This is a genomic window from Arthrobacter sp. alpha11c (genome assembly GCF_054149985.1).
The window spans coordinates 1949153-1972312 of sequence record NZ_CP196747.1 but is presented as its reverse complement, the minus strand read 5'-3'; the positions used below and the strand labels follow the sequence as shown (position 1 = coordinate 1972312).

Below are 23160 nucleotides of genomic sequence, written 5' to 3'. Positions count from 1 at the left end.
GGTTCACGGCAAAGTGGCAGGAACTGCAGGCAAGATAGGTACATGCTCCTTGCTTCCCGCCGCCGCCTGCGCGCCGAAGTACTCATCGTGCTGGGCCTGTCACTGGGCCAGTCAGCCGTGTACTCCGTGGTGCAGCTCCTGGACAAGATGACGCGCGCGCCGCTGTCCGAGGCAACTTCTACGCTTAACAGGTCCCAAAGCACCCGCGAGTACTTCGATCTCACGTACCAACTGCTGGACATTATCTTCGCTTTGGTGCCGGTGGTCCTGGTGTTCTATTTCCTCTCATCGCATGGCCAAGGCGGCCGGGAAGGTGCAAGTGGCTCAGGCTTTGCCCGGCTGGGGTTCAACTTCGCACGCCCCGGCAAGGACCTTTTGCACGGATTGGGACTGGCAGCTGCCATTGGTATCCCGTCACTTGGCTTGTACGCGGCCGGCCGGGCCCTCGGAATCACCACCGCCATTGTGCCCAGCGGCCTGGAAGCTTACTGGTGGACGGTGCCTGTGCTGATTCTCTCGGCGGTTCGCCACGCGATCGTTGAGGAAGTGATCGTCGTGGGATACCTCATGGACCGTTTCGGAAAATTCGGCTGGAGTACGCCGCTGGCCATTGTCCTAAGCGCGGCCCTTCGTGGCAGCTACCACCTGTACCAAGGTTTCGGACCGTTCATCGGCAACTTCGCCATGGGATTGGTTTTCGCCTGGATCTATACCAAGACGAAGCGGGTGGTGCCATTGGTCATTGCGCATGCGCTGCTGGACATCGTAGCCTTCGTTGGTTTCAGCCTCTTCGGCAAGGCGATAGGCCTGGGTTAGGCATCCGTTAAGAAATTCGGCCGCCATCGGTGGGTGACGTCATTGGCACCCGCTGATGGCGGCCGAAGCTTGACCGGACACACTGGTCCTTGACCGGACACGCTGGACCGGGAGGGGACCATGCCCCAAGGAAGTGACGCGTCAGATGGTGACGGCGCCGGATGCGGTTTCGAAAGTGACGGACATGATGCCAGGCGTACCGTGCGGGGCCATCCACTGGACAGCGACGTCCTCGAGTGGCTTCTCCACGGGTTCGCCCAGCCATTCGGTAACGCGTTCCGCCGAGCCTGCAATGGTGAGGCTGGACATCTTGACGTCACTCTCATAGACCTTGGACGGGTGCAGTGAGGGATCGCCCTCCCACTTGAGCAGGTACGGCACCTGAGGATCGGCGATCAAGCCGAGAATGCCGATCTGCTGCCATACAAGTTCGCGGCCGTCCGGGAACTTGCGGTTGCCCGGAACTGCGGAACGGCCGAGGCGTTCTTCGAAGGGGGCGAGGTCGTCAACGGCGACGCACCAGCCCATCCAACCGCCGCCAGCCGCCGAGCGTGCGCGGACTGCCTGGCCAAAGGGTGCCTTGTCAGAAGCAGGGTGGTCCAGGACCTCTACGACTTCCAGGTATTTGTTATCCGCCAAGGGAATGATCATGTTCCGGGTACCGAAGCGCGGGTGCACTCCGCCCCGGACTGCGTCCACTCCCAGAGCTGCGGAAATTCGTTCGGTAGTGGCCAAAAGGCCATCTCGTTCACAAGCGTAAGAGACGTGATCCATGCGCATGGCTTCATCTTGGCACTTTGTGATCGGGGTCTCAGCTAAGGGAAGCCTAACTAACATGGGACCTTATTGCGCGCCGCCGGAACGCGTCACGCCGGGTCGCGCAAAGACTGAAAAATACTGCCTTCGTCACAAAGCTGTCCAAGTACCCGGGCGCTTCCTAGACTGGCCCCAGCCCACGCCTACGGCGATCAACGGCAAACCCGCGCGCCACTAAGAGGAGAATTCAATGTCCCAAGGATGGTCTTTCGAAACACGCCAGATCCACGCAGGGCAGGAGCCTGACTCTGCCACGGGAGCGCGGTCGCTTCCGATCTACCAGACCACGTCCTTTGTTTTCCCCAGCGCAGAGAGCGCAGCCAACCGCTTTGCCTTGGCCGAGCTCGCCCCGATCTACACCCGTATCGGCAACCCAACACAAGATGCCGTGGAGCAGCGGATCGCCAGCCTCGAAGGCGGACTGGGCGCATTGCTCCTTAGCTCAGGACAAGCCGCGGAAACCTTCGCCATCCTGAACATTGCCGAGGCCGGAGACCATATCGTCGCCAGCCCCAGCCTTTACGGCGGCACCTACAACCTGCTGGCGCACACCTTGAAGAAGTTCGGCATCTCCGTGACGTTCGTGGAGGACCCGGACAAGCTGGACCAGTGGCGGGAGGCCGTACAGCCCAACACCAAGCTGTTCTTCGGTGAGGTGGTGTCCAATCCGCGCCAGGACGTGCTGGACATCGAGGGTATTTCACGCGTGGCGCATGAAGCTGGCGTGCCGCTGATCGTGGATAACACGCTGTCCACCCCGTACCTCATCCGTCCCATCGAATGGGGTGCGGACATCGTGGTGCACTCGGCTACCAAGTATCTGGGCGGCCACGGTGCGGCGATCGCGGGTGTGATCGTGGACTCCGGAAACTTTGATTTCGGCAAGGACCCTGAGCGCTTCCCCGGATTCAATACTCCGGACCCCAGCTACAACGGACTCGTTTACGCGCGGGACCTTGGCAAGGACGGCGCGCTCGGAGCCAACCTCTCCTACATTCTCAAGGCCCGCGTGCAGTTGCTGCGCGATCTGGGTTCGGCGGTTTCCCCGTTCAACGCGTTCCTCATCGCTCAAGGGCTGGAAACCCTGAGCTTGCGCGTCGAGCGCCACGTCTCCAACGCCACCAAGGTGGCGGAATGGTTGGAAGCCCACGACGACGTCGAATCGGTCGCCTTCGCGGGTCTGCCGTCCAGCCCTTGGTACGAGCGCGGCCGTAAGTACGGGCCGAGGGGTACCGGGGCAGTGGTGGCATTCAACATCAAGGGTGGCGTCGAGGCCGGCAAGCGATTCGTTGATGGCCTGGAGCTGCACTCCCATGTTGCCAACATCGGTGACGTCCGCTCGCTGGTTATCCACCCGGCGTCGACTACCCACAGCCAGCTCACGGTTGAACAGCAGCTGGTTGCGGGCGTGAATCCCGGCCTTGTCCGTCTGTCCGTGGGAATCGAGCACGTGGACGACATTATTGCTGACCTGGAGGCTGGTTTCCGGGCTGCCAAAGGCGCTTAGCGGAGCGGCCGCCCGCCGACGAAAATTCGCCGGGCGGCCCTTCAGCATGTGTGTTCCTGAACGAAGCGCCCCTAAACCGTCACACAGCTGTCACATTCTTCGCCAAAACAAGGGTATTTTTCCTAGACTCTACGTATTAGGTCATGAGTGCCAGCGACAGCCCCGGCTTGCTGGCCGGCAACCCTCCTCCGCGGTGGGGTGCCCCGGGTGAGGACCTGGCCTGTCGCACGCAAGGCGGCAGGCAAGCGCGAGGTTAGGTGTCAAAGGAATGACCATTACTGCTACAGCACCCCCAAAACCGGGCAAAGAAGACGGGACGGTCAAGTACGCCGGCGTAGGTTCGCTGGAACTTGAAGCCGGCGGTTTTCTCCCTGACGTTGTGCTGGCTTACGAAACCTGGGGGCAGTTGAACGCGGATGCGTCCAACGCAGTCCTCGTTCAGCACGCTCTGACGGGCAGCACGCATGTGGCCCGCGGTGCTACTGATGAGGAAGGCTGGTGGGAGCAACTCGTTGGCCCAGGCGCGACGATCGACACCAACCGGTTCTTCGTTATCTCCATCAACATTGTGGGCGGCTGTTACGGCAGCACGGGCCCATCGTCCCAGGCGCCGGACGGGCGGCCCTGGGGATCCCGCTTCCCCCTGATCACTTTGCGCGACAGCACGGTGGCTGAAGCCCGCCTCGCCGACGCGTTGGGGATCAAGTCATGGCACGCCGTCCTTGGCGGTTCGATGGGTGGGGCGCGGGCACTTGAGTGGGCGGTGACCTTCCCTGAGCGTGTCCAGCGGTGCGCGGTTATTTCTGTCGGCGCCTACAGCACAGCCGAGCAAATCGCTTTCGCCCAGTCGCAGACACTCGCCATCCGCCAGGACCCGAACTTCAACAACGGCGATTACTACGGTGGACCAACTCCTGAGGCGGGCCTTGCCCTGGCCCGACGGATAGCCCACATCACGTACCGATCAGCGCTGGAGCTTGATTTCCGCTTCGGCCGGGAAGCCCAGCACCAAGAGACGCCCCTGGCTGCTCCGGTCCTGGGGGAGCGTGGCCGCTACCAGGTGGAAAGCTACCTCGACCACCAAGGCACCAAGCTGGTGCGCCGGTTCGATGCCAACAGCTACATCGCCATCACTGAGGCACTCATGTCCCACGACATCAGCCGTGGCCGAGGCACCTTGCAGGAAGCCTTGGCCAGCGCCACTGCTGAATTCTTTGTAGCAGCCGTCGACTCCGACCGCCTCTATTTCCCGGCCCAGTCATTGGAACTGGCACAAAATCTGCCTGGCGACGTTCCCGTCCACGTGATCGAGGCCCCCATCGGGCACGATGGCTTCCTCACCGAAATCGGGCAACTGTCAGCCCAACTGCATCAGGCCTTCTTCGCCTAACGGCCCGGCTTTCTTCGACTAGGCCGGCTCAGCCGTTCATGATCTCGCCGCGCTGCTTCATGTAGTCCTCCATGGCGATCTCGCCGTTGCTGAACTTGAGGTCCAGTTCGGCCAGTTTTCGCGCGCGGAAGCCTTGCTGCTCAGAGCCGCTGTTGCTGGGGAAAGTAGGTGAAGAAGCGTTCGACGGCGGCCCTGCCGGCGGTTGCGCATCGGCAGGGCGGACGGTGGCGGGCTCCCCGGGATAGCCCGGGTAGCTCTGCTGCGGGTAACCCGGTCCCGGAAGATTCTGCGGGGGAGCCGGGGCCCGGATAGTTCTGGCCAGGGTAGTTCTGACCCGGGAAGCTACGGTCCTGGAAATTACGGTCCTGGAGCCGCCGCGCCCGGGACCTGTTGTATAGGCGGATTCCCATGGGAATCAGCCACGAGCAGACGATGATCCAGAAGATCAGATTGTTCACGGTGCAGGCCTCCTAGGTCTTAAACCCAGCTTAGCCCCGCCGTTTCACACCAGCTTTGCCTTCATGCCCAGGAACCTCCCATAGCGTTCCACCTCTGCCTCCAAAGCCTGTTGTTCGGCTGTTGTGACGGGCCGGTTCATTCTGACGTCGAGTTCGCAGAGCCCACCGGAGAAGCCATGGCGCCACCACCCGGCCAACCTGCCATCCAGCAACACCACGTGAATGGGAGCATCGCCCTCCGGGAAATAGGGTGCCCTTCCACCGAGGTAGTGCCTCGACTGGGAATAGCCCATCACGTACTCGTCGTAGCACTGGATGAGATCGACGCGGGGGAGCAGCGGCCCATCATCAGCTGGCGGCGGAGTCGCAGCAAGTGCTTCGAGGTCCTCTGCTGGCAAGTAGAAGTCCAGGCCCTCAATCGCCACAGGCTCCAAGGCGCCGGGAGCGGCCTCTTCAGCTATCTGTAAGCCAAGCCGTACATCTTTCATGGTCAGTCCGGACCACGCGGCACAGTCCTTGATAGTGGCAGGTCCGCGGCTGGTGAAGTACCGCAAGGCCAGTTGGCCCAAAGCCCACTCGCGGTCGTCCCCGATTAAGGACGTGGCGCCCGTAGCGGGCACTCGATCCTCGAACAAGGCGTATGTCTGTTTGAGTGCACCTCCTGCCGAACGGACCGGGGCGCCGCTCACCAGAATTTTGCTGATCTCCGCGTGCATGAGGTGGTAAACGAAGCCAAGGCCTTTGCCGGGGAGCCCTGCCTGTTCCAGGACCCCGGCTAATTCTTCGCGTGTTTTGTGGGCTCCACCGGCCACAGCTTCGGCAAGGATGTGCCCGCTGCGGGCGGCGGCGTGCTCATCAACTCCAGTCTGCCTGTACATGCCTTTGTTGCCTTGATGAAGGCGATCCGCAGACAACCCCATCAACCAGCCGAGGTCCTCACGATGCACAAAATGCCACGTCGGCCGCAGGATATGCGTCCGGAGGATCCTGCCGTCAGCCACCGCCTGCTCCACCTCATCGGCAGTGGTACCGGGTGTTCGCTGGGCAAGGGTCCACCTCGCATAGGGAAATTCCTGCGACTGCACCGCGAGGAGGTTGCGCAGCACGTCATCAACGCCTTCGCCGTACGGAGCCCGCAACTGCTGACGCCGAAGCCTGGATTGCACAACCTCGTCCGGCGCGAGTGAAATGTCAGCGTGCATCGCGGAGTTCTTTCCGGGCGTCAGTCCTGCAAGCGATCCTCACGTTAGCCGCGCGGCAGCATGGTGCCGTTGGGACCGAAGACCGGTCCCGCCGTCGGGCGTTTGGCGGTAATGCCGTCGCCGGAGGATCGATGCCGCAGCCTGCGGATAACCCAGGGAACAAAGTACTCACGGGCCCATACCAGATCCGAGGAACGGGCCTCACGCCAGGTGCGGACCGGCAGGGGCTTGGGCACCAAGGGTTCGAGGGTGTGCTGGACGTTCAGCGCTTCCAGGACCATCATCGCGATGGTGTGGTGTCCCAGCGGTGAGAAGTGCAGGCGGTCTTCGTCCCACATCCTGGGATCGGCCAACTGCCTCAGGGACCACATGTCCGCGATGATTGCGTCGTGCCGTGCAGCGACAGTCCTGAGGTTCTCGTTGTAAATGGCCACCTTGCCACGGATGCGGCCCAACACCGAGGATGCAGTGTCCGGCCCGTTGAACAACACCACAGTGGCACCACCGGAGCCCAGTTCCTGAACTGCAGCGTCCAGCTTCTCCGCCAACACGTCCGGGTCGCCACCGGGCCGGATGAGGTCGTTGCCGCCAGCGGAAATTGAGACAAGGTCCGGCTGGAGTTCCAAGCAAGGACCAACTTGTTCATCCACGATCTGCTGCAGCAAGCGCCCACGGATAGCAAGGTTGGCGTAAGCGAAATCCTCATGACCGCGGCCTAGTTCTTCCGCTACACGGTCAGCCCATCCGCGGAAGCCGCCGGGGTTCTGGGGCTCGGGATCACCGATGCCCTCCGTGAACGAATCCCCCAGTGCCACGTAACGGCTCCAAGGGTGTGTTTGAACCGGATCGCCCGGCTTCACCAATGAATTGACGTCACTCACGCTTTCCATCCTGCCTTGAACCTGCAAACCTACGCCACCGTAGGTTGTTACCCATCAGTAACTGCAAGAATAGACCCATGACTGAAGCCGTTGCATTCCCCGCGCCCGTTGTCCTGTGGTCCCATGACGAAGCCGAGCGGGAGGGCAAGCCGCTTCTGGTGCTGCTGCATGGCTATGGCTCCAACGAGGACGATCTCTTCAGCCTTGCCGGCCTGCTTCCGGAGGGATTTGTGGTGGCTTCCTTGCGCGCGCCCATGCCCATGGGCCCCGGCTTCACCTGGTTCCCGCTCACGGCGTCAATCGAATATTCCCTTGAAGCAGTAAAGCTTGCCGCTGAGTATGCCCTTGAATGGTTGGACACTGTCAAAGCCAATCATTCTTCAGTGACGCTGCTGGGCTTCTCCATGGGCATGGCCATGGCGACCACCATGCTCCGCTACCGTCCCGCGGACTTCGCTGCCGTCGTCGGGCTTTCGGGTTTTGTGGTGGACGCAGGTGACGACCTCGCCTTCCGCGATGCCGAACTGGACGGCGCCTTGCCGATGTTCTGGGGCCGCGACCAGCAGGACCCCGTCATTACCCCGGACAAGATCGAATACACCATGGGATGGGTGCGCAAGCACGTGGACCTCACCAAGGTGCTCTACACAGGCATGTGGCACGGTATCAACCAGCAGGAAATCGGCCACGTGGGGGAATTCCTGACCCACAAAGTTCTTTCCGTCGCCTAGAAAAGCAACGCGGGGTCACCTATGGCCCATGTTGCGGCTTCCAATGGGCCATAAGTGACCCCGCGTTGCTTCAGGCGGTGGCGATCCGGACGGTCTGGCCGTTGACGGTAACGGTATCTCCGGCGTGGAGTTGGCGGCCGCGGCGGTCTTCGATTTCGTCGTTGACCTTGACCAAGCCGTTCTTGATGAGCTCCGTTGCTTCAACGCCGTCCTCCACGAGGTTGGCGAGCTTCAGCAGCTGGCCGAGGCGGATCATGTCGTCGCGGATGGGGATCTCTTCGATTTCCGGGTTGCTCATAGAGCAATGATGCCTGAAGTAGTGTGGGGTCAGTGCCGCAGTCTTCGCTCCGTTCAACCCTTCCGCTCGCCGTTGGCCTCCCTGTTGCGGTAGCAACTGGCCTGGTCATTCCGCTTCAAGGAAGGATTAACGGGGCGCTCGGCGCCCGGTTGAACGATGGCATCGCCGCCGCCGTGGTGAGCTTCACCACAGGCCTGGTGCTCATTGCGGTCATTTCCCTTGCCACGCCAAAAGGCAGGGCGGGCCTTCGCCGCATCGTCCCGGCTGTCCGGGACCGGAGCTTTCCCCGCTTCTACGTCATGGCCGGCGGAATCGGCGCTCTCTTCGTCTTTGCCCAGTCCTTCACCATTGGCCTGCTGGGTGTGGCCTTGTTCACCGTTGCAGCGGTCACGGGGCAAACACTGAGCGGCCTCCTGGTGGACCGCATGGGCATAGGTCCCGGCGGCAAACGGTCCATCACGGGAGTGCGGATCCTGGGCAGCGTGCTGACGGTGGCCGCCGTTGCCTGGGCTGTTTCCCCTCGGTTCGGGGGCAATACCGACATCGCCTCGCTGTTGTTGCCCGTCCTGTTGCCTCTGGCGGCAGGGTTTCTCATGAGTTTCCAGCAAGCCATGAACGGAACCGCCACCGTTCACTACGGCACGCCTGTTGCCGCCACGCTGGTCAACTTCATTGCCGGTGCCGTTATCCTCTGGATTGCCTGGCTGATCAAGCTTTCCGTGGCAGGCGCGGGCAACCCGCTTCCGGGTGAATGGTGGTTCTACCTGGGTGGCCCCATGGGCTGCCTTTTCATTGGGCTTGCGGCGCTCTTGGTCCGAAGCCTTGGCGTGCTGGTCACCGGTCTGGGCATGATTGCCGGCCAGTTGGTGGGTTCTTTAGTGCTCGACGTCGTGATCCCGAGTCCCGGTGCGGTGGTCGCCTTGCCCACGGTGTTGGGTACGGTGCTGACGCTCGCCGCGATCATCGTGGCCACACTGCCCTGGCCCAGGGGAGCATTCGTACGAAAGGTCCCGGGCAAAGGCCGGTAGGCTAGGACACGCAGCTTTCTGCACAGTTATTATCCGCACCATCCCCAGCCCACCCCGCCGGACAACCTCGTCCGGGATCCGGGGCAACCACCGCGGACCGCACCCAGCGGCCCTGTAGAACAAATGGAGTACCCATGGCAGCAAAATCCGTCCTTGACCAGGTCATTTCCCTCTCCAAGCGGAGGGGCTTTGTCTTCCAGGCCGGTGAAATCTATGGTGGCTCCCGTTCCGCGTGGGATTACGGGCCCCTTGGTGCGGAACTGAAGGAAAACATCAAGCGCCAGTGGTGGCAGAGCATGGTCCGCGGCCGCGAAGACGTCGTCGGCCTGGACTCCTCAGTCATCCTTCCCCGCCAGGTCTGGGAAGCCTCCGGCCACGTAGAGGTGTTCTCGGACCCCCTGGTGGAATGCCTCTCCTGCCACAAGCGCTACCGCGCTGACCACCTCGAGGAAGAGTACGAGGAAAAGAAGGGCCGTCCCGCCGAGAACGGCCTGAAGGACATTGCCTGCGCCAACTGTGGCACCCGTGGCCAGTGGACTGAGCCGCAGGAGTTCTCCGGCCTCCTGAAGACCTTCCTTGGCCCGGTGGCCAACGACGAAGGCATGCACTACCTGCGCCCGGAAACGGCCCAGGGCATCTTCGTGAACTTCAACAACGTCCTCACCACGTCCCGGAAGAAGCCGCCGTTCGGCATCGGCCAGATCGGCAAGTCCTTCCGCAACGAGATCACGCCAGGCAACTTCATCTTCCGCACCCGCGAGTTCGAACAGATGGAGATGGAATTCTTCGTCGAGCCCGGCACGGATGAGGAATGGCACCAGTACTGGATGAAGGAGCGTATGTCCTGGTACACCAGCCTGGGCATCCGCGAAGAAAACCTCCGCTTCTTCGAGCACCCGCTTGAGAAGCTGAGCCACTACTCCAAGGGCACCACGGACATCGAGTACCGCTTCGGTTTCCAAGGCTCCGAGTGGGGCGAGCTCGAGGGCATCGCGAACCGCACGGACTTCGACCTCTCCACCCACGCCAAGGCTTCCGGTACGGACCTGAGCTACTTCAACCAGGCCACCAACGAGCGCTACACCCCGTACGTGATCGAGCCCGCCGCCGGTTTGACCCGTTCCTTTATGGCCTTCCTGATCGACGCCTACACCGAAGACGAGGCACCCAACGCCAAGGGCGGCGTCGACGTCCGCACGGTCCTGAAGCTGGATCCGCGGCTGGCCCCGGTCAAGGCAGCAGTCCTGCCGCTGAGCCGCAACGAGGACCTGTCCCCGAAGGCAAAGGCGCTGGGCACCCAGCTGCGCAAGAACTGGAACATCGACTTCGACGACGCCGGCGCCATCGGCCGCCGTTACCGTCGCCAGGACGAGATCGGTACCCCGTTCTGCATCACCGTGGACTTCGATACCCTCGAAGACCAGGCCGTGACCATACGTGAGCGCGACACCATGAGCCAGGAACGCGTGTCCCTGGACAAGGTTGAGGCTTACCTGGCAGCACGACTGATCGGCGCCTAACCGTGGCTTTGGAATACCGCGAGTGGAAGGAAGGCGACGACCTCGCCCTCCTGGAAATCTGGGGCGGCCCGGAGACGCTGCCCGCAGAACAGTTCCGTGCTGCTTTGGCGCCTTCGAGCAACCAGCCTTGGCGCCGCTGCATCGTTGCCGAGGACGTCGTTGACGGCGTTCGCATCCCCGTTGCCGCCGGCGTGGTCCATGAAGCGTCCCTGCATCCGGAACGTCTCTGGGCTTATATCGAGGTTGCCAAGGACCATCGCCGGAACGGCGTTGGGACCACACTGCTGACCATGCTGCGCCGCGAAGCCGGGAACTCGCCGTCGGGCGTTTCCAAGCTTCGCAGCAAAGTTGAGCCGGGCACGCCGGGGGCCGCTTTCGCCGAGGCTGCAGGTCTTGGACCCATCCAGCGTTCCCAGTTGGTAGTGGTGGATCCTGAGCCGCTGAAGCTCCCGCGGTTCGGCGACGGTTCCGAGGAAGCTGCGTCGGAGCGCGTCGAGGACCTCGCCACCGGATCCGTGGAACTCAGCGAAGTGGTGGGCAGCTACTACTCAGCCGTCCATCACTGGGACAGCCCAGGTGAGCTCAGCATTCCTACGGTGCAGCGGCTCTTCCTGCACGATCTCACCGGGGCGCACGGGGCCATTGTGCTTCGTGCACCGAAGGCAAGCGCCTTTGGTGGGGGAGTGCCGGCCAGCCGAAAAGGCAAGATCCAGGCGTTCGCCATCAGCTACGCCCAAGGCAACTCCGAGGAGCCTTCGGATGTCTTCCTGGGTCACGATCCGAAGCTGTCCGCCGACGACGCAGAGGCTGCCGTACGGGACCTCCTGGCGCTCATTGCCTACCAGCACCCTGTGTTGTTGGAAGTGGACGAATCCATGACGGCACTGCGCAGCGTCCTGGCACCCTTGCTGGAGTCGGGCAAGGCCCACGTTCGTGGCGCTGACACACTGATCGTGAGCGACTGACAGCGACTGACCAGGTGTCTGCGTGTCCGGATCCCGCTTTGCCCATCGCCGATGGGCAGGGCGGGATCCTGGCTTTAAGCTCAGTTCGGATTCATGCTGGAAAAGTCTTGACGCGCCCATGGCGCAGGAGTAGGAAGGCGACGTAAGCCACGCGCCGGCACACTCGGAGGGAAGCGGCGTCTGTGGAACAGCTCCGGTCTCCTTTGAATCGGCGGTAACAATAATGAACGGAACGGCCTTGGACGGGCTGCGGGATCAGCTGCGCGGACAGCTCATCACTCCCGAAGACCCTGACTACGATTCGGCACGGGCAGTCTTTAACGCCATGGTCGACAAACGTCCTGCGGGCATCGTCAGGGTGGCCCAGGTGGCGGATGTGATCGCGGGAGTGAACTTCGCACGAGAGAATTCCATGCCCCTGGCAATCCGGGGCGGCGGACACAGCGCCCCTGGATTTGGAACAGAGGATGACGCACTGGTGCTGGACTTCGTCAACCGAACAGGGGTCAGGGTGGACCCGGAGACCGCCACTGCGCGGGCCGAAGGCGGAACCACATGGGCTGACTTCAACCACGCAACCCATGCCTTCGGACTGGCCACCACAGGCGGGATCGTCGGTTCCACGGGAGTGGCCGGGCTAACCCTGGGCGGCGGGATAGGTTACCTGGCCCGCAAGTACGGTCTCTCCTGCGACAACCTCGTTTCAGCCGATGTGGTCACGGCGGATGGAAAGTTCCTGGTTGCCAGCGAAGACCAAAACGAGGACCTGTTCTGGGCGCTCCGGGGCGGTGGCGGCAACTTTGGCGTGGTGACCTCGTTCGAGTTCAAACTCCATCCCGTTGATATGGTCCATGCCGGAGTCATTCTCTATGGCGCAGAACATACGGACACCGTTGCCCGGTTCTACCGTGATTACATCGCGAACGCCCCGGAAGAGTTTGGCGCGTTCCTGGGATTTCACCAAGGCCCGCCAGTCCCGTTCCTTCCCGAAGAGTGGCACGGCAAGCCTGTCTGTGTGGTGGTAGGGATGTGGACAGGGGACATGGGAGAAGGCGAAGCACGCTGGCAGCCCTTCCTGGACGCCGCTCCTGTTGCCGGCTCACTGGTAGCTCCTATGCCTTACCCAGCCCTGAACGTTGCCTTCGACGCCCTGAACCAGAAAGGAATGCAGGGCTACTGGAAGGCGAACTTCCTCCCCGAACTCAGTGATGGCGCCATCCAAGCTCACGCTGAGCACGGCGCGACGGTCACCAGCGTCAATACGGCCGTCCATATTTACCCGATCGATGGCGCCGTCTCACGCGTTGGCGTCCACGACACTGCCTTTGCGCATCGGGACATGAAGTTCGCGCCGGTCATTGCCGCGCAATGGATGGAGCCCACGGACAACGAAGCCAACATCGCCTGGGCGCGAGGGTATGCGGCGGCTCTTGCACCGCACTCGGCGCTGGGCGGGTACATCAACTTCATGGACACCGAAGACCAGAACCGCGTCACTGACAATTACGGCCCCAACTGGGATCGTCTGGTGCAGGTCAAGAGCAAGTACGATCCCGGCAACCTTTTCCATGTGAACCAGAACATCAAGCCCGCCTGAGGGAAGGCTTTGCATGTGACCCGGCTAGGCTTGAAGCCATGAGGTTTTGCAGCTGATGGGTCACGGACACTCCCACGGTCACGGTCATTCTGAAAGTTCCGAGCCAACCCCGCAGGCCGTTGCGTCCCGGAAGCGCGCCAACTGGCTCCTGGCTGCGGTGCTGGTTCCCCTTGGAGTGCTCACTGTCATCGCCATGATGGTCATGTGGCCCTCGGGCAGTCGGGACGGAATCTCCTTTGCGAGTCCCTACCAGGCTGCCCCGGGGGTGACGTTTGATACAGGAAAGATCCAGAGCGTGGTGCAGGAAAGTTGCACACAAACCGGACAATCCACGCAAGGACAAACGGATACTGGCCAGACGGACACCGGTCAAACGGGCCAGTCCGGCGGATCCGACTGCACTTTCGCCTTCACCCAGCCCGATAAGGGCGGGGAAGCCGTCAAAGTAGTGATCAACCCCGACGTCGCCAAATCCCATGGGGTGGATGTGGGGGACTCGATCCGCTATCTGAACCTTTCCGGTGTCCAGGGCGCATCGCAAGGCAACGGCTCGCCGTCGTACGTTTTTGTGGATTTCGTGCGGAGCCTGCCAATTGCCCTGCTGGCCGTGCTCTACGCGGTGGTAGTGATCGCTGTGGCGCGCTGGCGTGGCTTCCGGGCGCTCCTTGGCCTGGTTGGCGCCTATGCCGTGCTGGTCAGCTTCATCCTGCCGGGGCTCGTGGAGGGGAAGCCGCCACTCATGCTGGCTTTGGTGGGTTCCACGGTGATCATGATCGGGGTCCTGTACTTCGCCCACGGCTTCTCGGCGAGGACGTCCACGGCCCTGCTGGGAACCATCTTCGGGTTGGGCATTACAGCGCTGTTGGCGGCGTGGGCCACGGATGCTGCCAACCTTGCAGGCGTCGGTGACCATGACGCTGCCACGCTGATAAATATGTCGGACAAGATTTCGATCTCCGGCATCATCCTGTGCGGACTGATCATCTCAGGCCTCGGCGTCCTCAACGACGTCACCATTACCCAATCCTCTGCTGTGTGGGAACTTTACGAACTGGCCCCGAACACCAGTGCCCGGAAGCTGTTCTCCTCGGCGATGCGGATTGGCCGGGACCACATCGCCTCCACCGTTTACACCATTGCCTTCGCTTACGCCGGTGCCGCCCTTCCGATCCTCATCATCGTGATGCTTTACGACCGCCCACTTGCCGAGGCCCTGACCAGTGCGGAACTATCCGAAGAAGTCATCCGGACGCTGGTCGGCTCCATCGGGCTGGTGCTCGCCATCCCGGTTACGACGCTGATTGCCGTCCTGGTGGTCAAGGCCACGGGCGTGAAGGGGGCGGTCCCGGAGCCCGCTCTGTCCGTGAATCCGGACGACGTTGACGATACCGGTACGCTCGCAGCCGCGGCCGCCGTCGTGGGTTCTGGCCGGGTCGAAACGCTCGACGGCGGCCGGTCTTCCCGCGTGGTCGGCAAGCCTGCCCGCCCGGGGAGTCGCCGTGCCCAGCGTGAGGCGGAGCGCCGCGGCGACGATGACGGTGCGCGCGGCTCCATGTGACGGCAGGGCAATGACATTTGTCATCTTGGACCGGTGACAGCCTCCACGGGTCCGGGTGGGCAATCCCGGCTTGAATGGATGGTGGAACAAGACCGCCAACCAGGGAGAACCATGGGAATCACGGGAGTGCCGGCAGTCCACGCCGTCGGATTGCACAAGAGCTTCGGGGAGGTCCGCGCGGTTCGTGGCTTGGATCTGACCGTGCAACAAGGCGAAGTTGTGGCCTTCCTTGGGCCCAATGGTGCAGGCAAGACCACCACCATCGACATGATCCTCGGTCTTAGCACCCCCGACCAAGGTGAGGTTTCGATTTTCGGCCACTCGCCACGCGGCGCCATTGCGCGGGGCCAAGTGGCAGCGGTCATGCAGACCGGCGGGTTGCTGCGGGATATTACTGTCCGGGAAACGGTGCAGCTAACGGCCGCAATGTTTGACTCGTCGCGACCAGTGGAAGAGGCACTGACCCGTGCCGGCATCCTGGATATCGCCAACCGCAAGGTGGAGAAATGCTCGGGCGGCCAGCAGCAGCGCCTGCGCTTTGCGATGGCCCTGGTTTCTGATCCCGGCCTGCTGATCCTGGACGAACCGACCACTGGCATGGACGTCGCTGGCCGACGCGACTTCTGGGCCGCCATCAGGGCGGACGCCTCGCGCGGCCGCACAGTAATTTTCGCCACCCACTACCTTGAGGAAGCGGACGCTTACGCGGATCGGATCGTCTTGGTCCGTCAGGGCGAGGTAGTTGCCGATGGCACAGCGGCCCAGATCAAGAACCTTGCCTCCGGCCGCACGGTCAAGGCTTCCTTGCCAGCCACTGACCGGCATCTTCTGGCGGGACTCCCATCAGCGGACAGCGTGGACTACGACGCCGGAAAGCTCACCGTACGCACGGCGGACTCAGACTCGGTAGTCCGCTACCTGCTGAACAGCACTGCAGCACACGATCTGGAAGTCGTGGCCAACAACCTTGAGGAGGCCTTCGTGGCGCTCACAGGGGATGGAGCAGAATCAGAAACCACTGAACCCGCACTCGAAGGAGACCGGGCATGAGTACGGCAACGGCAATGCAGGACCGCAAGCCCTCCGCGGGCGGTATCAACCGGACGTTCCTGTGGATCGAGATTAAGCGGATGCTCCGCAACCGCAGGACAGTCATCTTCACAGTCGTCATGCCCGCGATCTTCTTCTTCATCTTCGGCCTGTCCAACAAGAACCAGCAGTTGCCCAACGGCCACAGCTATGGTCAGTACATCCTGATCAGTCTGACGGTGTACGCAGCCATGACCGCGGCCACCGGAGCCGGCAGTCAGGTGGCGGTGGAACGTGCGCAAGGGTGGAGCAGGCAGCTCCGGCTTACTCCTTTGCTTCCCGGTGCCTATATTGCTGTCAAAGCTGCGGCAGCCCTGACGTTGTCGCTCGTCGCCGTGATCGCCCAATTCGTCATAGGCGCTTTGGCCGGGGTCACCATGGACGTTCAGACGTGGGTGACAGCTGGATTGGTTGCCTGGCTGGGTTCCTTGGTCTTCGCCGCCCTGGGCTTGTTCGTGGGGTATCTCATGCCAAGCCAGAATGTGATGCAGATCCTTGGCCCGGCGCTGGCTATCCTGGCCATGCTTGGCGGGCTCTTTATGCCGATCGAGATCATGGGCGAGACCTTTGGTGCCATCGCCAAGTTCACCCCGGCATATGGGATCGGGCAGTTGGCCCGGAGCCCCATCACTGGACAGTTCGACGCCATGTGGATCGTTAACGTCGTGATCTGGCTGGCGATTTTCGTTGGCGGAGCCGCGCTGGCATTTCGCCGCGACACCAAGCGCGTCTGATCCTGTCCACTTTGACTAGGGTGGGAGTCATGAGCTCCGAGAAGTCCGGCGGAACGTTCCTTGGGAGAGGACCCGGCCGGTGGTATGTAGGCGCCGGATTTTCCATTCTTCTCTGGGCTTGGCCCACGTGGAACCTGGTGTGGTCCGTCGACGAACCGCTTCCCTGGAAACTTGCAGCCTCCACATCGTTGATCGCCTTCTTCGCCGCCTATGCCATTCTTCCCATGTACAGCCGACGCCGGGGCAGCGCGACCGGTCTGGTGTGCGTCAGCATTCTGTTGGCGCTGAACGGCCTGGTGATTTTCCTGGTCGGCCCGGAGGCACTCTGGACGTGGCCCTTCCTCGCGTGCGCGATTGCCATGACCGTGTTGCCGCCCCGCGTCGACTTCGCCTTGATCATGGCGCTTGCCGCAGTCTCCTTGGGTACCGGGCTGTCCACAGGGACACCCGGGCAGGCCTTCTTCCAGCCCGCACTCATCTTGTCGTTGGGTCTCATGATGTCTTCCTTTGCACGTATGATCCGGCAAACATCCCAGTTGCGTGCGGCGCAAAGCGAATTGGCGGATGCGGCGGTTGCTGCCGAGAGGAGCCGGGTTGCCCGGGACATGCATGACATCCTGGGACACTCCCTGACAGTGATCGCCGTCAAGGCTGAACTGGCAGGCCGGTTGATGGAAGGAGCTACCGGGCCTTCCTTGGACAGGGCGGCGGCGGAGATCACGGAAGTGCAGGACCTCGCCCGCGGCGCGCTGGCTGACGTCCGTGCCACCGTGGCCGGATATCGTGGCGTCAATGTCCTCGCCGAACTCGCAACCGCCAGGACTGCACTGGAATCGGCAGGTATCGAGGCCGAGTTGCCGTCGACTGTTGAGCAAGTTCCAGCCCGGCATCGCGAGCTCTTCGGCTGGGTACTGAGGGAAGGCATCACCAACGTAGTGCGGCATTCCCGTGCGACGCATTGTCGGGTCATGCTGACAGCCTCCGGCGTCCTGGTGGAGGACGACGGCGTGGGGCCGGGTCCCGAAGCGCGCCCCGGCAGCGGACTGGCCGGAATACGGGAGAGGGCGGCCATGGCAGGCGGAAGCGCCAGCATCGGCCCCAGCGAACTTGGAGGTTTCAGATTGGCAGTTGACGTATGAGCATCCGATTGGTGATCGCAGACGATCAAGCACTGGTGCGTGGTGCCCTGGTGGCCTTGCTGGGATTGGAGCCGGACATCGAGGTGGTTGCGGAACTGGGCGATGGGACAGGAGTCGCCGATGCGGTCGTGGAGTATTCCGCAGACGTCGCAATGCTGGACGTCGAGATGCCGGGACTGGACGGAATCAGCGCAGCCGCTGCCGTCCGCCGGGCGGCGCCCTTGTGCCGGGTGCTGATGGTTACCACCTTTGGTCGGCCCGGCTACCTCAAACGAGCCATGCAGGCCGGGGCATCCGGCTTCGTCGTCAAAGACACGCCGGCGCGGCAGCTCGCCGAGGCCGTGCGTCGCGTTCACCGTGGGCTTCGCGTGGTGGATCCGGCACTGGCTGCAGAATCCTTGACATCCGGCGACAGCCCGCTGACTCTGCGCGAGACGGAAGTGCTGAGGGCTGCCGCTGCCGGTGGGACTGTGGCGGACATTGCCAAAGCAGCAGTCCTTTCCGAAGGGACCGTGCGTAACTACCTCTCTGCGGCGATGGCCAAGACCGGCGGAAGGACACGAGCCGAGGCCGTACGAATCGCAGCCGATAACGGCTGGCTCCTGTAGGCAATTTCCGGAACAGCCGCCGGAACGCGCCATGCCCAAAAGTCTCTCGATAGTCGATTTGCCCTGATTTGCAACAATGGATGGGTGACTGTAGTAGCAACGCCCCCTGCCCCAAAGCTTGAGCTTCCGCCTTTGCAGCTCGGTGGGATCACCGTGGACACTCCCGTGATCCTTGCCCCCATGGCGGGCATCACCAACTCAGCCTTCCGCAGGCTCTGCCGTGAATACGGTGGTGGCCTGTACGTGGCCGAGATGGTTACCTCGCGTGCGCTGGTGGAACGGACTCCGGAATCGTTGCGCATCATCTCGCACGATGAGGACGAGAAAGTGCGTTCCGTGCAGCTCTACGGTGTTGACCCCGTAACGGTCGGCGCGGCAGTCCGCATGCTCGTCGAGGAAGACCGCGCAGACCACATCGACCTCAACTTCGGCTGCCCGGTGCCCAAGGTCACCCGCCGCGGCGGCGGTTCCGCGCTGCCCTGGAAGATCGATCTGTTCACGTCGATCGTGCAAACTGCCGTCAAGGAAGCCTCCAAGGGGGGCATCCCGCTGACCATCAAGATGCGCAAGGGCATTGACGAGGACCACCTGACGTACCTCGACGCCGGTCGGATCGCCCGCGATGCGGGAGTGGCCGCCGTCGCCCTTCACGGCCGCACCGCCGCCCAGTTCTATTCCGGGCAGGCTGACTGGTCCGCCATCGCCCGCCTTCGTGAGGCGTTGCCTGACATTCCGGTGCTGGGAAACGGTGACATTTGGTCCGCAGAGGACGCTGTCCGTATGGTCCGGGAAACCGGTGTGGACGGCGTAGTGGTAGGCCGTGGTTGCCAGGGCCGTCCGTGGCTGTTCGGCGATCTGCAGGCGGCGTTCGAAGGCAGCGACCAGCGGCACCGTCCGGGCCTGCGGGAGGTCGCCGAAGGCGTCTACCGTCACGCAGAGCTCATGGTGGAGACCTTCGGCAACGATGAGTACAAGGCACTGCGGGAAATCCGAAAGCACATGGCTTGGTACTTCAAGGGTTACGTAGTTGGCGGGGAGCTTCGCGCCAAGCTGGCCACGGTTCCCACCCTTGAGGTCCTGCGCGGACTCCTTGAAGAGCTGGACATGGATTTGCCGTATCCGGGCATCGATTCCGAGGGTCCGCGCGGCCGTGCCGGATCACCGAAGAAGCCAGCGCTGCCCAAGGATTGGCTCGTGAGCCGTCAGCTGAACGCGGAACAGAGTGCCGAAATCTCCGCAGCAGAGCTGGACGTGTCAGGCGGCTAGCTTCACACGTGTAAGACTGGCTCAAGAGGCACCATTACAACGGCGCTTGAAGGAGGCAGATACCCATGGGAACCGAAGCGATGCTGGGCCGCACTGGAACGCCGCACGACTACGTGCTGGCAATTCCGGGCTACACCGAAGCGGATTCTGCGCGGTGGGTGGAAGAGCCGCGAAAGACTACGTACCGCTCCGATTTTGAACGCGACCGGGCACGGGTCCTGCATTCCTCCGCCCTGCGACGGCTGGGGCAAAAACGCAGGTTGTTGCCCCGGATACGGACGATTTCGTTCGCACCCGTCTGACGCACAGCCTGGAGGTTGCGCAGGTAGGCCGTGAACTCGGCCGTTCGCTGGGCTGCGACCCGGACGTCGTGGATACTGCCTGCCTTAGCCATGACCTGGGCCACCCACCGTTCGGCCATAACGGTGAGTCCGCCCTGAATGAGGTGGCACACACCATTGGAGGCTTCGAAGGCAACGCGCAGACACTGAGGTTGTTGACGCGCCTGGAACCGAAAGTCCTTGCCGAGGATGGCAGGCCCGCCGGGCTCAACCTGACCCGCGCCAGCCTGGATGCTGCGTCCAAGTACCCGTGGTCCGCCGTCGACGCCCCCGTTATCCATGGCCACCGCACCAGCAAGTTCGGCGCCTATGAGGACGATCTTCCCGTGTTCGAATGGCTGCGTGAGGGCGCTCCCGGTAACCGCTCCTGCATCGAGGCCCAGGTGATGGACCTCGCGGACGATATTTCCTATTCGGTCCATGACGTCGAGGACGCAATTGTTGCCGGCCACTTCCAACTGAAGTGGATGGAAAATCCGGACCACCGCGCCCGCGTCGTGGGCTACACCAAGCAGTGGTACCTCCCACACAACGATCCTGCTGACATTGATGCTGCCCTTGCCAGGCTTGAGGCCACCACTGTGTGGGTCCGCGAGGCCGATGGCAGCCGAAAGTCCATGGCAGCGCTGAAGGATATGACCAGCCAGCTCATCGGCCGGTTCTGCCAGAGCGCCATGGAAACCACGCGTGACCATTTTGGCCCCGCAAACCTGACCCGCTATGGCGCCGAGCTGATGGTCCCGGAGGACACCGTGACCGAAATCGCGGTCCTGAAGGGCCTGGCCACCACGTTCGTCATTTCCACGGATCACCGCCAGCCCGTCTACGAACGCCAGCGCGAAGTCCTGCACGCCTTGGTGGGCGTCCTTAACGCCACGGGCGACCGCCACCTCGAGCCGATGTTCGCTGCTGACTGGCGTGACGCTGCCGACGACGGTGCGCGGCTGAGGGTAGTCATTGACCAGGTGGCGTCGCTGACGGATGGTTCAGCCCTGGCCATGTACGAGCGCCTGGTGGGGAGCCTGCCGTCACTCTGGTAGCACCGGCACCCTGGCAGCCAGGGACGCCAAGCTGGAGCGGCTAGGATGGTCACGTGGCTGGCTTGATCAAACGTGAAGATATCGACGAAGTACGCCAGCGCACGGATATCAAGGAAGTCGTTGACGGTTACGTCACCCTGAAGAGTGCCGGCCTGGGCAGCTTCAAGGGCCTGTGCCCCTTCCATGACGAACGCTCACCATCCTTCACTGTCCGCCCCCAAGTGGGCAGATATCACTGTTTCGGCTGCGGCGAAGACGGGGATGCCATCTCCTTCGTCCAGAAAATGGACCATAGCTCCTTCCACGAGGCAGTGGAAAAGCTGGCCGCCAGGATCGGCTACGAGCTGCGTTATGAGGACGGCGGCACCGGTCCGAGCCGCGAAGAAGTGGGCAAGCGCCAGCGACTCCTGGATGCCCATAAGATCGCCGACGAGTTCTTCCGCGCCCAGCTGCTGACGCCCGGAGCCGCCGAGGGCCGTAACTTCCTCGATGGCAGGGGCTTTGACCGCGCGGCGGCCGAGCACTTCGGTGTGGGCTATGCGCCGCAGGGCTGGGACTCGCTCCTTAAGCACCTGCGCGGCCGTGGACTTACAGATGCTGAACTCAAGCTGACGGGCATGTTTTCCGAAGGAAACCGGGGCATCTACGATCGCTTCCGTGGCAGGCTCATTTGGCCCATCCGGGATATCGCCGGTGACACCATCGGCTTCGGCGCCCGGAAGCTCTACGAGGATGATCAGGGTCCAAAGTACCTGAACACTCCTGAAACCACTCTCTACAAAAAGTCCCAGGTCCTCTACGGGATCGACATCGCAAAGCGCAACATCGCCAAGGACCGGCAGCTGGTGGTGGTTGAGGGGTACACCGACGTCATGGCCTGTCACCTGGCAGGAATCACGACGGCGGTGGCCACCTGCGGCACGGCGTTCGGCACCGAACACATCAAGATCGCCCGGCGCCTGCTTTCGGACGACGGCACCGGGGGAGAAGTGGTTTTCACCTTCGACGGAGACGCCGCCGGCCAGAAGGCCGCCCTCCGCGCCTTCGAGGAAGACCAACGATTCGTCGCGCAAACGTACGTCGCGGTAGAACCCACTGGCGCTGATCCCTGTGATCTTCGTCAACTCAAGGGCGATGCCGCAGTACGTGAACTCATCGACAGCAGGAAGCCGCTCTTCGAGTTCGCCATCCGGGCCTCGCTCCGCAGGCACAACCTGGACACGGTAGAAGGTCGCGTCGCAGCGCTGCGGGAAGCGGCGCCCGTTGTGGCACAAATCCGCGACTCCGCCATACGTCCCGCCTACATCCGCGAACTCGCTGGCTGGTTGGGCATGCCTATTGAGGAAGTCAGCCGCTACGTTGGGGCGGCAGCCAAGCGCGCGGCATCCGGCGCTGCTTCATCCGGCGCTGCTTCATCTGGCGCTGCTCAGTCCGGCGCTGTGGGGCAATCGACGACGACGGCAGCATCGTCGAACGGTCAGGCGTCGAGCGGTCAGGTCTTCAACCGTCCCGACCCGCGGGACCCCGTGGCAGGGATGGAGCGCCAAGCACTGGAAGTGGTCCTCCAGGAGCCCTCAGTCCTGGGCGACGGGGCATGGGAACGCTTTGAGGCGTCCCATTTTGCTACTCCTGCCTATGCGGCGGTGCACGCAGCCGTGCGTGCCACAGGACTGGCCCACGCGGCTGATCCCGTGGCATGGGTGGAGCACATCCGGCAGGAAGTCCCGGAGCCTCTTCGGCCCTTGGTTTCTGAGTTGGCGGTAACTCCTTTGCCGGCCAGTACCCCGGAGGCCATGCAACGCTATTGCCGGGACATTTTGGCGAGGCTTTTCGAACTGCAGATCACCCGCATTAAAGCGGACAAGATGGGCCAGCTGCAGCGCCTTGACGCAACTGCATTTCCCGAGGAATTCCAGCGCCTGAACCGGGAACTGATGATGTTGGAAATGCAGCGTCGAGCCCTGCGTTCAGACTCCTGACGGTCCCTGCCGAGGGCTGTCAGAAGCGGCCTGGATGCTCGATTTCGTTTTCCGGCGGGGCCCTGTTAAGCTAGTAACCGCTTCATTCCTCCGTAGCTCAATTGGCAGAGCATTCGACTGTTAATCGAAGGGTTACTGGTTCAAGTCCAGTCGGAGGAGCGCACAATACCCCCGTTCCGGAGTCTCGGAACGGGGGT

Annotated in this window: 20 protein-coding genes, 1 tRNA gene, 1 pseudogene and 1 riboswitch; of the genes and pseudogenes, 17 read left to right on the top strand and 5 right to left on the bottom strand. The window is 62.7% G+C overall.

The window, feature by feature from the left end:
- The first annotated feature begins 42 nt into the window (after positions 1–42).
- Positions 43–816, top strand: coding sequence for a CPBP family intramembrane glutamic endopeptidase (locus ACTAQJ_RS09110; RefSeq protein WP_498701755.1), 774 nt, complete (start codon positions 43–45; stop codon positions 814–816).
- A gap of 141 nt (positions 817–957) precedes the next feature.
- On the opposite strand, the gene ACTAQJ_RS09105 is transcribed toward ACTAQJ_RS09110, so the two are convergent.
- The gene (locus tag ACTAQJ_RS09105) at positions 958–1596 is read right to left on the bottom strand and encodes a VOC family protein (RefSeq protein ID WP_216925364.1); all 639 of its coding nucleotides are present in this window, start codon (positions 1594–1596) and stop codon (positions 958–960) included.
- 226 nt (positions 1597–1822) lie between these two features.
- Between ACTAQJ_RS09105 and ACTAQJ_RS09100 the strand changes: the two genes are divergently transcribed.
- Both ACTAQJ_RS09100 and metX read left to right on the top strand, forming a co-directional pair.
- A complete protein-coding gene (locus ACTAQJ_RS09100; RefSeq protein ID WP_498701754.1) occupies positions 1823–3139 on the top strand; it encodes a bifunctional o-acetylhomoserine/o-acetylserine sulfhydrylase in 1317 nt (438 codons plus the stop codon).
- Positions 3140–3278: 139 nt separating this feature from the next.
- Positions 3279–3393: riboswitch (SAM riboswitch) on the top strand.
- 14 nt (positions 3394–3407) lie between these two features.
- Positions 3408–4529, top strand: a complete 1122-nt coding sequence (gene metX / locus ACTAQJ_RS09095; RefSeq protein ID WP_477513682.1) for a homoserine O-acetyltransferase MetX — start codon at positions 3408–3410, stop codon at positions 4527–4529.
- 140 nt (positions 4530–4669) lie between these two features.
- Here the strand turns inward: metX and ACTAQJ_RS09090 are convergent, their stop codons facing one another.
- Genes ACTAQJ_RS09090 through ACTAQJ_RS09080 form a run of 3 tightly spaced genes read right to left on the bottom strand, consistent with a single transcriptional unit; the run spans position 4670 to position 7079 of the window.
- A complete protein-coding gene (locus tag ACTAQJ_RS09090) occupies positions 4670–4987 on the bottom strand; it encodes a hypothetical protein (RefSeq protein WP_498701753.1) in 318 nt (105 codons plus the stop codon).
- Between the two features lie 44 nt (positions 4988–5031).
- Positions 5032–6189 carry a winged helix DNA-binding domain-containing protein gene (locus ACTAQJ_RS09085; protein ID WP_498701752.1) on the bottom strand — a complete coding sequence of 386 codons (1158 nt, stop codon included), beginning with the start codon at positions 6187–6189 and terminating at the stop codon, positions 5032–5034.
- 44 nt (positions 6190–6233) lie between these two features.
- On the bottom strand, positions 6234–7079 hold the full coding sequence (locus tag ACTAQJ_RS09080; protein WP_498701751.1) for an SGNH/GDSL hydrolase family protein: 846 nt from the start codon (positions 7077–7079) through the stop codon (positions 6234–6236).
- Between the two features lie 68 nt (positions 7080–7147).
- Between ACTAQJ_RS09080 and ACTAQJ_RS09075 the strand changes: the two genes are divergently transcribed.
- Positions 7148–7801: an alpha/beta hydrolase gene (locus ACTAQJ_RS09075; RefSeq protein ID WP_498701750.1), complete on the top strand. Its 654-nt coding sequence runs from the start codon at positions 7148–7150 to the stop codon at positions 7799–7801.
- Between the two features lie 70 nt (positions 7802–7871).
- On the opposite strand, the gene ACTAQJ_RS09070 is transcribed toward ACTAQJ_RS09075, so the two are convergent.
- On the bottom strand, positions 7872–8099 hold the full coding sequence (locus tag ACTAQJ_RS09070; RefSeq protein ID WP_431119331.1) for an RNA-binding S4 domain-containing protein: 228 nt from the start codon (positions 8097–8099) through the stop codon (positions 7872–7874).
- 23 nt (positions 8100–8122) lie between these two features.
- Between ACTAQJ_RS09070 and ACTAQJ_RS09065 the strand changes: the two genes are divergently transcribed.
- The 13 genes and pseudogenes from ACTAQJ_RS09065 (at position 8123) to ACTAQJ_RS09005 (ending at position 23122) form a co-directional block, all read left to right on the top strand.
- A complete protein-coding gene (locus ACTAQJ_RS09065; protein ID WP_498701749.1) occupies positions 8123–9127 on the top strand; it encodes a DMT family transporter in 1005 nt (334 codons plus the stop codon).
- A 134-nt stretch (positions 9128–9261) separates the two neighbouring features.
- Positions 9262–10647 carry a glycine--tRNA ligase gene (locus ACTAQJ_RS09060; protein ID WP_216925355.1) on the top strand — a complete coding sequence of 462 codons (1386 nt, stop codon included), beginning with the start codon at positions 9262–9264 and terminating at the stop codon, positions 10645–10647.
- 2 nt (positions 10648–10649) lie between these two features.
- Positions 10650–11612, top strand: a complete 963-nt coding sequence (locus ACTAQJ_RS09055) for a GNAT family N-acetyltransferase (protein WP_498701748.1) — start codon at positions 10650–10652, stop codon at positions 11610–11612.
- A 223-nt stretch (positions 11613–11835) separates the two neighbouring features.
- On the top strand, positions 11836–13209 hold the full coding sequence (locus tag ACTAQJ_RS09050) for an FAD-binding oxidoreductase (protein WP_498701747.1): 1374 nt from the start codon (positions 11836–11838) through the stop codon (positions 13207–13209).
- A 55-nt stretch (positions 13210–13264) separates the two neighbouring features.
- Positions 13265–14767: a YibE/F family protein gene (locus ACTAQJ_RS09045; protein WP_498701746.1), complete on the top strand. Its 1503-nt coding sequence runs from the start codon at positions 13265–13267 to the stop codon at positions 14765–14767.
- A 111-nt stretch (positions 14768–14878) separates the two neighbouring features.
- The gene (locus ACTAQJ_RS09040) at positions 14879–15817 is read left to right on the top strand and encodes an ABC transporter ATP-binding protein (RefSeq protein WP_498701745.1); all 939 of its coding nucleotides are present in this window, start codon (positions 14879–14881) and stop codon (positions 15815–15817) included.
- Entirely contained in the window at positions 15814–16590 is a 777-nt protein-coding gene (locus ACTAQJ_RS09035) for an ABC transporter permease (RefSeq protein WP_498701744.1), read from the top strand. Before ACTAQJ_RS09040 ends, ACTAQJ_RS09035 begins: the two co-directional genes overlap by 4 nt.
- 29 nt (positions 16591–16619) lie before the next feature.
- The gene (locus ACTAQJ_RS09030; RefSeq protein WP_498701743.1) at positions 16620–17729 is read left to right on the top strand and encodes a sensor histidine kinase; all 1110 of its coding nucleotides are present in this window, start codon (positions 16620–16622) and stop codon (positions 17727–17729) included.
- Complete coding sequence (locus ACTAQJ_RS09025) at positions 17726–18337, top strand: response regulator transcription factor (protein WP_498701742.1); 612 nt, start codon at positions 17726–17728, stop codon at positions 18335–18337. The genes ACTAQJ_RS09030 and ACTAQJ_RS09025 overlap by 4 nt, the downstream gene beginning before the upstream one ends.
- Positions 18338–18421: 84 nt before the next feature.
- Positions 18422–19603, top strand: a complete 1182-nt coding sequence (dusB, locus tag ACTAQJ_RS09020) for a tRNA dihydrouridine synthase DusB (RefSeq protein WP_431119345.1) — start codon at positions 18422–18424, stop codon at positions 19601–19603.
- A gap of 65 nt (positions 19604–19668) precedes the next feature.
- A pseudogene (locus tag ACTAQJ_RS09015) lies at positions 19669–20984 on the top strand (deoxyguanosinetriphosphate triphosphohydrolase).
- 53 nt (positions 20985–21037) lie between these two features.
- The gene (dnaG, locus tag ACTAQJ_RS09010) at positions 21038–22963 is read left to right on the top strand and encodes a DNA primase (RefSeq protein WP_498701741.1); all 1926 of its coding nucleotides are present in this window, start codon (positions 21038–21040) and stop codon (positions 22961–22963) included.
- 86 nt (positions 22964–23049) lie between these two features.
- Positions 23050–23122, top strand: a tRNA-Asn gene (locus ACTAQJ_RS09005).
- The last annotated feature ends 38 nt before the right edge of the window (positions 23123–23160 follow it).

Excerpts from the sequence above, each read along its gene's own strand:
- ACTAQJ_RS09080 (WP_498701751.1), bottom strand. The coding sequence starts at position 7,079 with ATGGAAAGCGTGAGTGACGTCAATTCATTGGTGAAGCCGGGCGATCCG.
- ACTAQJ_RS09050 (WP_498701747.1), top strand. The coding sequence starts at position 11,836 with ATGAACGGAACGGCCTTGGACGGGCTGCGGGATCAGCTGCGCGGACAG.
- ACTAQJ_RS09045 (WP_498701746.1), top strand. The coding sequence starts at position 13,265 with ATGGGTCACGGACACTCCCACGGTCACGGTCATTCTGAAAGTTCCGAG.
- ACTAQJ_RS09060 (WP_216925355.1), top strand. The coding sequence starts at position 9,262 with ATGGCAGCAAAATCCGTCCTTGACCAGGTCATTTCCCTCTCCAAGCGG.
- ACTAQJ_RS09040 (WP_498701745.1), top strand. The coding sequence starts at position 14,879 with ATGGGAATCACGGGAGTGCCGGCAGTCCACGCCGTCGGATTGCACAAG.
- ACTAQJ_RS09100 (WP_498701754.1), top strand. The coding sequence starts at position 1,823 with ATGTCCCAAGGATGGTCTTTCGAAACACGCCAGATCCACGCAGGGCAG.
- ACTAQJ_RS09025 (WP_498701742.1), top strand. The coding sequence starts at position 17,726 with ATGAGCATCCGATTGGTGATCGCAGACGATCAAGCACTGGTGCGTGGT.
- ACTAQJ_RS09030 (WP_498701743.1), top strand. The coding sequence starts at position 16,620 with ATGAGCTCCGAGAAGTCCGGCGGAACGTTCCTTGGGAGAGGACCCGGC.
- ACTAQJ_RS09105 (WP_216925364.1), bottom strand. The coding sequence starts at position 1,596 with ATGCGCATGGATCACGTCTCTTACGCTTGTGAACGAGATGGCCTTTTG.
- ACTAQJ_RS09035 (WP_498701744.1), top strand. The coding sequence starts at position 15,814 with ATGAGTACGGCAACGGCAATGCAGGACCGCAAGCCCTCCGCGGGCGGT.
- ACTAQJ_RS09085 (WP_498701752.1), bottom strand. The coding sequence starts at position 6,189 with ATGCACGCTGACATTTCACTCGCGCCGGACGAGGTTGTGCAATCCAGG.
- ACTAQJ_RS09070 (WP_431119331.1), bottom strand. The coding sequence starts at position 8,099 with ATGAGCAACCCGGAAATCGAAGAGATCCCCATCCGCGACGACATGATC.
- ACTAQJ_RS09110 (WP_498701755.1), top strand. The coding sequence starts at position 43 with ATGCTCCTTGCTTCCCGCCGCCGCCTGCGCGCCGAAGTACTCATCGTG.
- ACTAQJ_RS09075 (WP_498701750.1), top strand. The coding sequence starts at position 7,148 with ATGACTGAAGCCGTTGCATTCCCCGCGCCCGTTGTCCTGTGGTCCCAT.
- metX (WP_477513682.1), top strand. The coding sequence starts at position 3,408 with ATGACCATTACTGCTACAGCACCCCCAAAACCGGGCAAAGAAGACGGG.